The organism is Lysobacter zhanggongensis, assembly GCF_046638635.1.
In the GTDB taxonomy this organism is placed as follows: domain Bacteria; phylum Pseudomonadota; class Gammaproteobacteria; order Xanthomonadales; family Xanthomonadaceae; genus Novilysobacter; species Novilysobacter luteus.
This window is the reverse complement of sequence record NZ_JBJXHK010000072.1, coordinates 1-10027: the sequence shown is the minus strand read 5'-3', so window position 1 is coordinate 10027 and position 10027 is coordinate 1. Positions and strand designations below refer to the sequence as shown.

At 69.8% G+C, this 10027-nt stretch carries 9 protein-coding genes; 5 read left to right on the top strand and 4 right to left on the bottom strand.

Going from position 1 to position 10027, the window contains the following annotated elements:
• Positions 1-1570: phosphomannomutase/phosphoglucomutase (locus ACKVMH_RS10935; RefSeq protein WP_412700305.1), on the top strand; the 1570-nt coding region annotated here is incomplete at its 5' end.
• A 36-nt stretch (positions 1571-1606) separates the two neighbouring features.
• Here ACKVMH_RS10935 and ACKVMH_RS10930 read toward each other — a convergent pair.
• Positions 1607-1819 (bottom strand): hypothetical protein, encoded by a 213-nt coding sequence (locus ACKVMH_RS10930; protein WP_412700304.1) that lies wholly within the window; start codon positions 1817-1819, stop codon positions 1607-1609.
• A 615-nt stretch (positions 1820-2434) separates the two neighbouring features.
• Complete coding sequence (gene pyrE, locus ACKVMH_RS10925) at positions 2435-3097, bottom strand: orotate phosphoribosyltransferase (protein ID WP_412700303.1); 663 nt, start codon at positions 3095-3097, stop codon at positions 2435-2437.
• A 128-nt stretch (positions 3098-3225) separates the two neighbouring features.
• Between pyrE and ACKVMH_RS10920 the strand changes: the two genes are divergently transcribed.
• Genes ACKVMH_RS10920 through ACKVMH_RS10910 form a run of 3 tightly spaced genes read left to right on the top strand, consistent with a single transcriptional unit; the run spans position 3226 to position 5681 of the window.
• Positions 3226-4026 (top strand): exodeoxyribonuclease III, encoded by an 801-nt coding sequence (locus ACKVMH_RS10920; protein ID WP_412700302.1) that lies wholly within the window; start codon positions 3226-3228, stop codon positions 4024-4026.
• Positions 4023-5342 (top strand): AmpG family muropeptide MFS transporter, encoded by a 1320-nt coding sequence (locus tag ACKVMH_RS10915; RefSeq protein ID WP_412700301.1) that lies wholly within the window; start codon positions 4023-4025, stop codon positions 5340-5342. Before ACKVMH_RS10920 ends, ACKVMH_RS10915 begins: the two co-directional genes overlap by 4 nt.
• 18 nt (positions 5343-5360) lie before the next feature.
• Entirely contained in the window at positions 5361-5681 is a 321-nt protein-coding gene (locus ACKVMH_RS10910) for a hypothetical protein (RefSeq protein ID WP_412700300.1), read from the top strand.
• Here ACKVMH_RS10910 and ACKVMH_RS10905 read toward each other — a convergent pair.
• Positions 5651-6772, bottom strand: a complete 1122-nt coding sequence (locus ACKVMH_RS10905) for an anhydro-N-acetylmuramic acid kinase (protein ID WP_412700306.1) — start codon at positions 6770-6772, stop codon at positions 5651-5653. The genes ACKVMH_RS10910 and ACKVMH_RS10905 overlap by 31 nt on opposite strands.
• Before the next feature lie 113 nt (positions 6773-6885).
• A complete protein-coding gene (locus ACKVMH_RS10900; protein ID WP_412700299.1) occupies positions 6886-8310 on the bottom strand; it encodes a peptidoglycan DD-metalloendopeptidase family protein in 1425 nt (474 codons plus the stop codon).
• Between the two features lie 247 nt (positions 8311-8557).
• On the opposite strand from ACKVMH_RS10900, the gene tyrS reads away from it, so the two are divergent.
• Positions 8558-9772, top strand: coding sequence for a tyrosine--tRNA ligase (gene tyrS, locus ACKVMH_RS10895; protein WP_412700298.1), 1215 nt, complete (start codon positions 8558-8560; stop codon positions 9770-9772).
• Positions 9773-10027: the final 255 nt, after the last annotated feature.

Sequence of the window (10027 nt, the reverse complement as noted above, 5' to 3'; positions counted from 1 at the left end):
GGTCGCGTGGCGGGCGCCGCACCTGCTGGTGCGCCGCTCGGCCGATGACGGCGCCGACACCGACGAGGGCATACCGTTCCCGACGCCGGCCGCTGCCGGCGACGCCTCCGCCGACCCCGACCAGATGCCCATGACCGACGCTGCCGCCCCCGTTATTGCCACGCCTACCGACACCGCCTCGACGCCGGGCGTCCCGATCGAACCCGGTATCTTCCGCGCCTATGACATCCGCGGCGTGGTCGGACGCGATCTCTCGCCGCAGGTGGCCGAGCTGATCGGCCAGGCGATCGGCTCGCTGATGCAGGACAAGGGGCTGCAGGACATCGTGGTAGGCCGCGACGGCCGCCTGTCGGGTCCGGAGATGGCCGGCGGCCTGATCACCGGCCTGCGCAAGGCCGGCCGCAACGTCGTCGACATCGGCCTCGCGCCGACGCCGCTGGTGTATTTCGGCGCCTACCAGCTGCAGGCCGGCTCGTGCGTGTCGGTCACCGGCAGCCACAACCCGCCGGACTACAACGGCTTCAAGATCGTGGTCGGCGGCGAGACGCTGTCCGGCGACGCGATCACCGACCTGTACGCCCGCATCGCCGACGGCCGCCTGCACACCGCGCCCGCGCCGGGCCGGCTGGAGACCCGCGAGATCGATGACGACTACGTCCAGCGGGTCGCCTCCGACATCCAGATCGACCGCCCGCTGAAGGTCGTGGTCGACGCCGGCAACGGCGTCGCCGGCGAACTCGGCCCGAAGGTACTGGAGGCCATCGGCGCCGAGGTCGTGCCGCTGTACTGCGACGTCGACGGCACCTTCCCCAACCACCACCCCGACCCGAGCGAGCCGCACAACCTGGCCGACCTGGTGAAGATGGTCGACCGGCTCGACGCCGACCTGGGCATCGCCTTCGACGGCGACGGCGACCGCCTCGGCGTAGTCACCCGCGACGGCCACAACATCTTCCCCGACCGTCTGCTGATGCTGTTCGCCGCCGACGTGCTGGAGCGCAACCCGGGCGCGCAGATCATCTTCGACGTGAAGTGCACCGGCCGCCTGCCGGGCTACATCCTGCGCCACGGCGGCAGCCCGCTGATGTGGAAGACCGGCCACTCGTTGATCAAGGCGAAGATGCGCGAGACCGGCGCCGAGCTGGCCGGCGAAATGAGTGGCCACTTCTTCTTCGGCGAGCGCTGGTACGGCTTCGACGACGGCATCTATTCCGCCGCGCGCCTGCTGGAGATCCTTGCCGCCCAGCCCGCCCGTCCGAGCGACGTCCTCGATGCGCTGCCCGACGGCATCGCCACCGCCGAGATCAAGGTCGATGCGCCGGACGGCAACCCGCACGCGTTCGTCGAGCGGTTCGTCACCGCCGCGCAGTTCCAGGACGCGCGACTGTCGACGATTGACGGCCTGCGGGTCGACTGGCCGGACGGCTGGGGACTGGTGCGCGCGTCCAACACCACGCCGGTGCTGGTGATGCGGTTCGACGCCGACAACAACGAGGCGATGGCGCGGATCAAGGCGACGTTCCGCGAGCAGTTGCTCGCGCTCCGCCCCGACTTCGACCTGCCGTTCTGATGTGCGCCGGCCGACCGGTTCCCGGTCGGCCCGGCCTCAGCCCTGGTCGCCGGGACCGGGCTTCTTGAGTTCGCGGTAGCGCTCGACCGCCGTCGCCAAGCCCTCGTCGGCGGCGATGCGGGCGTGCCGCTGCTCCAGCAGCAGCGCCTGCTGGCGGCGCAGGGCCTGGTGCTGGCGCTGGATATTGGCCACCAGCGGCTTGGCGACCGGCTTGCCGGCCAGTTCGGTTTCGCCGGCGCGTTGCAGCAACGTGACCAGGCTGCTGCGCAGCCCGTCAATGCTGAGCAGCGAGGTCTTGACCGCGGTTTCCAGCAGGCCGATGCGGTGGGCGTAGGCCTTGCGCAGGTCTTCCTCGCTGGCATACGANGCAGCCCGTCAATGCTGAGCAGCGAGGTCTTGACCGCGGTTTCCAGCAGGCCGATGCGGTGGGCGTAGGCCTTGCGCAGGTCTTCCTCGCTGGCATACGACTCGACCATCGCCAGCTCCCGCCGTTCGCGGGCGTCGGCGTCCGCGGCGGCCACGCGCGCCTGCTCGGCCTGTGCGTCCAGCTCGGCGCGCTCGGCGTCGGTGGGCGCCCGGTCCAGGTGCCGGGTAGCCATCCCGCTGGAACTGAATTCGGTGCGGGCGTTGTCGACCGCGGTGGCCGGCAGGGCGTCGCCACACACCTTGCGACCGCCCTCGTCCCAGCAGTAGATCTTCTTCTCGGCCGCCGGCTTGGTCTGGGCGAGCGCGGGCAGCGCCAGGACGGCAAGCGTGGCGAGCAGGGCGGGGGCAAGTCGGTTCATGTCGGCGGGACCGGGTGGCATTCCTGCATACACTCACGCAAGAGTCGGGCCAGCCGCGTGCAGGCGGCGTGTCCCCGGTTCAGGCGTCCGCGTCGCTGCCGTAGGCGTCGCGGTAGGCCAGCAACTGCCCGCGATAGGCCGCCAGGGCGGGGTTGTCGCCGGCCAACGCCAGCAGGTCGCCCAGTGACGCCACCGCGACGACCGGCAGCCCGTGTTCGGTTGCGACAGTTTGTGCCGCCGAACGTCGGCTCCGCGACGGGTCCACGGCTTCCTGCCGGTCCAGCGCGATCACGATGCCGACGACGGTACCGCCGGCGGCGCCGATGATCGACAGGGCCTCGCGGATCGCGGTGCCCGCGGTGATCACGTCGTCCACCACCAGCACCCGGCGCCCGGCCAGCGGCGCGCCGATCAGCTGGCCACCCTCGCCGTGGGCCTTGGCCTCCTTGCGGTTGAACGCCACCGGCAGGTCGCGGCCGCGGCGCGCGTACTCGCAGGCCAATGCGGTCGCCAGCGGGATGCCCTTGTAGGCCGGCCCGAACAGCAGGTCAAACTCCAGCCCGGCCGCGTCGATCGCATCGGCGTAACAGGCCGCCAGGCCCGCGAGGGCGGCACCGGAGTCGAAGCGGCCGGCGTTGAAGAAGTACGGGCTGGTGCGCCCGGACTTGAGCGTGAACTCGCCGAAACGCAGGGCGTCGGCGTCCAGAGCCAGCTTCAGGAATCGGGTGCGGGTGTCGTTCACGTCGTTCGACCGGGGCGGGAGGGTGCCGATGATACCGGCGGCGGTCCTGGCGGCCGCCGCGGCGGGTCGGCAGGCGGTCGGCTGGGCTATCCTGCGACGTCACGTCCCGACCCCCCGACCGGACCTGCATGCGCATCATCAGCTTCAACGCCAATGGCCTGCGATCGGCCGCCCGCAAGGGTTTCTTCGACTGGTTCCCGCAGCAGGACGCCGACATCCTGTGCGTGCAGGAGACCAAGGCGCAGGAACACCAGCTGGCCGGCCCCGAGTTCCTGGTCGACGGCTACCGCGCGTGGTTCCGCGACGCGACCACCAAGAAGGGCTACAGCGGCGTGGCCATCTACAGCCGCCACGAGCCCGACGAGGTCCGCACCGCACTGGGGCGGGAGTCCTTCGACGAGGAAGGCCGCTACATCGAGGCGCGGTTCGGCAACCTGAGCGTGGTGTCGTTCTACATCCCGTCGGGATCGTCGGGGGAGCTGCGGCAGGGCTTCAAGTTCGAGGTCATGGACTGGCTCGCGCCGCACCTGGACGAGTGGCTCGCCAGTGGCCGCGACTACGTGCTGTGCGGGGACTGGAACATCGTCCGCAGTGCGCTCGACATCAGGAACTGGAAGTCCAACCAGAAGAATTCCGGCTGCCTGCCGCCCGAGCGCGACTGGCTCAACCGGCTGTGCGGGGAGGGCGCCGACGGCAACCGCGCCTGTTGGGTCGACGCCTACCGCGCGCTGGAGCCGGAAGGGCAGGACTACACCTGGTGGAGCAACCGGGGCGCAGCGTATGCCAACAACGTCGGCTGGCGGATCGACTACCAGCTGGTGACGCCGCGGCTGGGTGAGCGCCTGCGGGGCTGGTCGGTGCTGCGCGAGCCGCGGTTCTCAGACCATGCGCCGTTCACCGTCGACTACGACCTGGAGCTGGGGCGTTGAGCGCCGATGCGGTGACCTACAAGGGCTGGCGGGGCATTCGCCGGGCATTCGGCACGCCTTCGGCGATCACGATGCTGATGCTGGGCTTTGGCTCGGGCCTGCCGTTCCTGTTGATCGCCTCGATGACGTTGTCGACGCGCCTGCGCGACGTCGGGCTGGACCTGGGCAGCATCGGCCTGATCAGCCTGGCGAGCTTCTTCTACCTGCTGAAGTTCCTGTGGGCGCCGCTGATCGATCGCTACGCGTTCCCGCTGACCGCATTCCTCGGCCGCCGGCGCTCGTGGCTGCTGGTGTCGCAGGTGGTGGTGGCGCTGGCGTTGGCGGCGCTCGCGCTGACCCGCCCGGGCGAGGACGTCACCGCGCTGGTGTTGTGGGTGCTGGTGGCCTCGTTCGCCGGCGCCACCCAGGACTCCGCGGTCGACGCCTACCGCATCGAGATCGCCCCCGCCGACGCCCAGGCCGCGCTGGCCGCCACTTACACGCTGGGCTACCGTTTCGGCCTGATTCTGTCGGGCGCCGGCGCGCTGTACCTGGCCGAGTTCCGCGGCTGGGAGGTCGCCTACCTGGCGATGGCCGCGTTGATGATCCTGCCGATCGCTACCACGCTGCTGGCGCGCGAACCGGTCGCACCCGAATCGACGGTGCTGCGCCGGATCGACTTCGTCGGGGCGTTCTGGCAGCCATTCGCCAGCTTCTTCAGCACCAATGGGCTGCTGCTCGGGCTGGCGTTGCTGGTGTTCGTGGGGCTGTTCAAGTTCCCCGACCAGGTCATCGGGGTGATGGCCGGGCCGTTCTACCTGGACTCGGGCTACAGCAAGGCCGACATCGCCACGGTGTCCAAGCTCTACGGCATCTGGATGGGCATCGCCGGTGCGTTCCTTGGCGGCGTTGCGGTTGCGGCCTATGGCGTGCGCGCGATGCTGTTCGTGGCGGCGATCGGGGTGGCGCTGTCCAACGTCGCGTTCGTGCTGATGGCGCAATTCCCTTCCGAGATCTGGGCGTTCTATGCCGCGATCAGCGCCGACAATCTGTTCCAGGGCTTCGCCGGGGTGGTGCTGATCGCCTTCATGTCGGCGCTGACCGACCGCAACTTCACCGCCACCCAGTACGCCCTGCTGGTGTCGCTGGCCAACCTGCCGGGCAAGTTCGTCGGCGGCGTGTCGGGCTACATCGTCGAGGCGACCTCCTACGTCACCTTCTTCGTGCTCAGCGCGCTGACCGTTGTGCCCACCCTGCTGCTGCTGGCATGGTTGTGGCGACGTGGAAACCTGTTCCAGCCCGGGCACCAGGCCCCACCAGAGTCAGCCGCGACGTAAGCGCGGCGGGACGTTGCCATGACCGAAACAGTGTTGATCGACATCGACCCATTGCTGCTCGAGCGCGTGCGCCGGGTGGCCACGGCGCATGGTTGGGGCCAGCAGCAGGCCCTCGTGCACCTGCTCGAGCACGGCCTGTTCGCCTGTGAGGCGGAGCTGGCCGCGCGCTTCAGCGACAACGATGCCCAGGCCCTGCAGGAAGCCATCGCCGCGCTCGAGCAGATCCAGGACGATCCGGGGTTCTCGTTGATCGGGCGGACTTCCGCCGACGCGCCATCGGACGCGCCGGTCGAACCGTCGCCCGCCACTCAGTCGAGCGGCGAACGACTGCCGGGGTAGATCGCCCCCAGCACGCGCGGCCCGCGCGCCCCGGTGACACCCGGCAGGTTGCCCGGTCGCCCGGCGAGGGTTTGGCGTGCCAGCCACGCGAACCCCATCGCCTCGACGAAGTCGGGGTCCAACCCGCAGGCGGCGGTCGATTCCACCACCACGCCCGGCAGGCGTTCGCCGATGGCCTGCAGCAGGGCGGCGTTGTGCACCCCCCCGCCACACACCAGCACGCGACGCGTACCCGGCTGCCGGGCCAGTAGCGCGTCGGCCACGGTGGCGGCGGTGAGTTGCATCAGCGTGGCCTGGACATCGGCCGGTGCTTCGGTGCCACCCAGCCGCGCGGTCAGCCAGTCGATGTGGAACTGCTCGCGGCCGGTGCTCTTGGGCGGCGCCAGCGCGAACCACGGTTCGTCCAGCAGGCGGGCGAGCAGGGCCGGGTCGACCGTGCCACTTGCCGCAAAGCGGCCGTCCTTGTCGTAGGGCTGCCCGAGCACGCGCTCGCACCAGGCGTCCATCAATGCATTGGCCGGCCCGGTGTCGAAGCCCGCCACGCCGGCGACGGTCCCGTCGCACGGCAGCAGGGTCAGGTTGGCGATCCCGCCCAGGTTGAGTACTGCGCGCGCTTCGTCCGCGGAGGCCAGCATCGCGGCGTGCAGGGCGGGCAGCAGCGGGGCCCCCTGGCCGCCCGCGGCGACGTCGCGACGGCGGAAGTCGGCGACGGTGGTGATGCCGCAGCGCTCGGCGATGACGTTTGCGTCGCCCAGCTGCAGGGTGAAGGGATGGTGGCCGTCGTACGCGGCGCCGGCCGGCCGGTGGCGCAGCGTCTGACCGTGCGACCCGATGGCGGCGATGTCCGCCGGGGCGGCGCCGGCCTCCTCGAGCAACTGCAGGGTGGCCGCCGCGAACGCCTCGCCAATCCGCACGTCGAGGTCGCCGAATTCGTCGAGTGACTGCAGCGCCGCCCCTTGGCCGAGCTCCACCAGCCGCGCTCGCAATTGTGGATCCCACGGGTAGGTCCGGCCGAGCTCCAGCCGGGCCGTGCCATCGGCGTCGAACCGGGTCAGTGCCGCGTCGATGCCGTCGGCACTGGTGCCGGAGATCAGGCCCACGAACGCCCCGGAACCCGCTCCAGGGGTCGCGCCGCTGTTCCGGAACGACGCGGGCCCGACCGGGTTCGCCCCGGCCGGGCCCGCGGTCGCACGTGCCATGGGTCTCAGGCCTTCTTGTCGGCCTTGGCCGGGGCCGGCTCGCTGGCCGGCTCCACCTTGGCGTACATGATGTCCTCGACCTGCTGGATGCGGGCCAGCGCCGGGCCGGTCTGGGCGCGGAAGGCGGCGAGCGCGGCGCCCTTGAGCGGTTCCGGCGGCGGCATCGTCACGGTCAGCGGATTGCGGTGCACGCCACCGATGCGGAATTCGTAATGAAGATGCGGGCCGGTGGCCAGGCCCGAGCTGCCGACGTAGCCGATCACGGTGCCCTGTTTGATGCTCTGGCCGGGCTTGTACTTGCCGAAGCGCGACATGTGCGCATACAGGGTGGTGTAGCCCTTGCCGTGGTCCAGCACGACGGTGCGGCCGTAACCACCCTTCCAACCGACGAAGGACACCCGCGCGTCGCCGGCGGCGTGGATCGGGGTGCCGGTGCCGGCGCCGTAGTCCACGCCCTGGTGCGCGCGCGTGCGGCCCAGCACCGGATGCTTGCGCGCCTTGCTGAAACCCGAGGTGATCCGCGCGTACGGGATCGGCATGCGGATGAAGGCCTTCTTCAGCGGCCGGCCGTCGGCGGTGTAGTAGCCGACCTTGCCTTCATGCTCGAAGCGGAAGCCCGAATAGGTCTTGCCACCGGTGGCGAAGGTCGCCGCGGCAATGTTGCCGGTGCCGATGCGCTCGCCCTCGCGCCAGATCTGCTCGTAGACGACGCTGAAGCGGTCGCCCTTCTGGGCGTCGGTGAAGTCGATGTCGTACTGGAAGATCTCGCCGGTCATCGTCGCGATCGCGCCCGGCGAAAGCCCGGCCTTGCGTGCGGCGGCGTACAGCGAGCTGCTGATCTCGCCCGAGGCGACCACCGTGCGGGTCTCGCTCGGACGCTTGATGACGTTCTCGACGATCGCGCCGGGCTTGATCGTCAGCTCGACGCGGTGGTCGTTATCGCGGTCGAACCGGAACGCGCGCAGCGGACCGTCCAACGGGAGGTCGAACGCCAGCTCGGTGCCGGGCCGCAGGCGGGTCAGCGCCTGGCGCGCGCCGGGCTGCTCGAGGATCCGGTACATGGTGGTGGCCGGCACGCCCATCTGCTGGAACAGCGCGCCGAGCGTCTGGCCCGGCTGCACCCGTACCACCTGCCAGCTGTCGCCTGGCGTGGCTTCCGATTGCGACACCGGCAGCGGCGGCAGCGTGAGCGCCATCGACTGGCGGGTTCCCTGCAGCCCCTGCACCGGGGTCACGTCGAAGCCCGGGACGATCGACGCGACCAGCATGCCGAGCGTGGCGAACAGGCTCGCCTGGACCCACTGGCGGCGTGACCAGCGGCCGTTGAATCCATTGGAGAGGTGGCGTGCCAGCACCGGTCGGTGCAGGGCGGCTTCGCGCAGGTTCTTCAGGCGTTGACGCCGTTCTGTACCGGTTTGCGGTGCTGTCATCGATGTCTCCCGCGCGCAGGACTGTGAAGGCGGCGTAGCGGCGTTACGATAGGGACGCGAGGAGTATGCGTCAAACCCTTGAGCTGAATGGGTTTTTCAACTCCGTCAATGTTTGGTGCCAGTCATCCGATGTTTATGATCGTGGTCACGCCGTGATCATGACCCACACCCCGAGTACGCCCCCTTGGCCGACCCCGTTTCCGACCCGATTTCCGCTTCGACCCACCCGGCTGGCCCGGCCGAACCCGTGAGTCCCGCCGTCCAGGACGCGCTGGACCGGATCGGCCGCGGCGCCGACGAGATCCTCAAGCCCGAAGAGCTGGCCGCGCGCCTGCAGTCCGGCCGGCCGCTGCGCATCAAGGCCGGCTTCGATCCGACCGCGCCCGACCTGCACCTGGGCCACACCGTGCTGCTCAACAAGCTGCGCCAGTTCCAGGACCTCGGTCACCAGGTCATCTTCCTGATCGGCGACTTCACTGGAATGATCGGTGATCCGACCGGCAAGAACGCCACGCGCAAGCCGCTGACCCGCGAGGACGTGCTCGCCAACGCCAAGACCTATGCCGACCAGGTGTTCAAGGTGCTCGACCGCGATCGCACCGAGGTCCGTTTCAATTCTGAGTGGTTCTCCGCGATGGGTGCGGCCGACATGGTCCGGCTCGCGGCCCAGCACACCGTCGCGCGGATGCTGGAGCGCGATGACTTCGCCAAGCGCTACGCCGCCCGGCAGCCGATCGCGATCCACGAGTTCCTGTATCCGCTGGTCCAGGGCTACGACTCGGTCGCGCTCGAAGCCGACGTCGAGCTGGGCGGCACCGACCAGAAGTTCAACCTGCTGATGGGCCGCGGCCTGCAGGAGGCGCACGGCCAGCCGCCACAGGTGGTGCTGACGATGCCGCTGCTGGAGGGGCTCGACGGCGTCCAGAAGATGAGCAAGTCGCTGGGCAACTACATCGGCATCGACGAGCCGGCGATCGACATCGTCACCAAGACGATGAAGATCGACGACGTGCTGATGTGGCGGTGGATCGACCTGCTGAGCTTCGAGATATCGATCGCCGAAGCGGCGACCCTGCGGCAGAGGATCGACGCCGGCTCGCTCAACCCGCGCGACGTCAAGCTGCGCCTCGCCCGCGAGCTGGCCGCGCGTTTCCACGGCGCCGAGGCGGCGGATCTGGCGGTAGCGGGCTGGAACGCGGCCGTGCGCGGTCAGGGCGACACCAGCCAGTTGCCGCTCAATGACGTGGCCGTGCCCGCCGAAGGCCTGCGGGTGGCCGCGCTGCTGACCGCCGCCGGCCTGACGCCGAGCAACTCGGAGGCCAATCGCAAGCTCAAGGAGCGCGCGGTACGCATTGATGGCGAGGTGGTCGAGGACGCGCAGCGCGTGCTGCAGCCGGGCTTCGAGGGTGTGCTCGCCGTCGGCAAGCGCACGTTCGCGCGGGTGCGCCTCATCGCCGGCTGAACGTTTGCGGGTGGCTTCGGAAATTTTTCACCAAGCCCCTTCCCGAACGTGGAAGTGATGTGCATAATGCGCGGCCCACCACGGCGGGGCTGGCCTTCGGGGCAGCTGAACGGGGTGGGGACGGCAAGACGAAGTGGTTCACGAGGTGTTGACGGCCACGAAATCTGCTGTAAGATGTGCGGCTCACTCGGGCACTTTGGTGACGAGTCGGAACGCGGCGCTGAGGCCGGTTCCAAGGATCTTTGACAGTGTGCG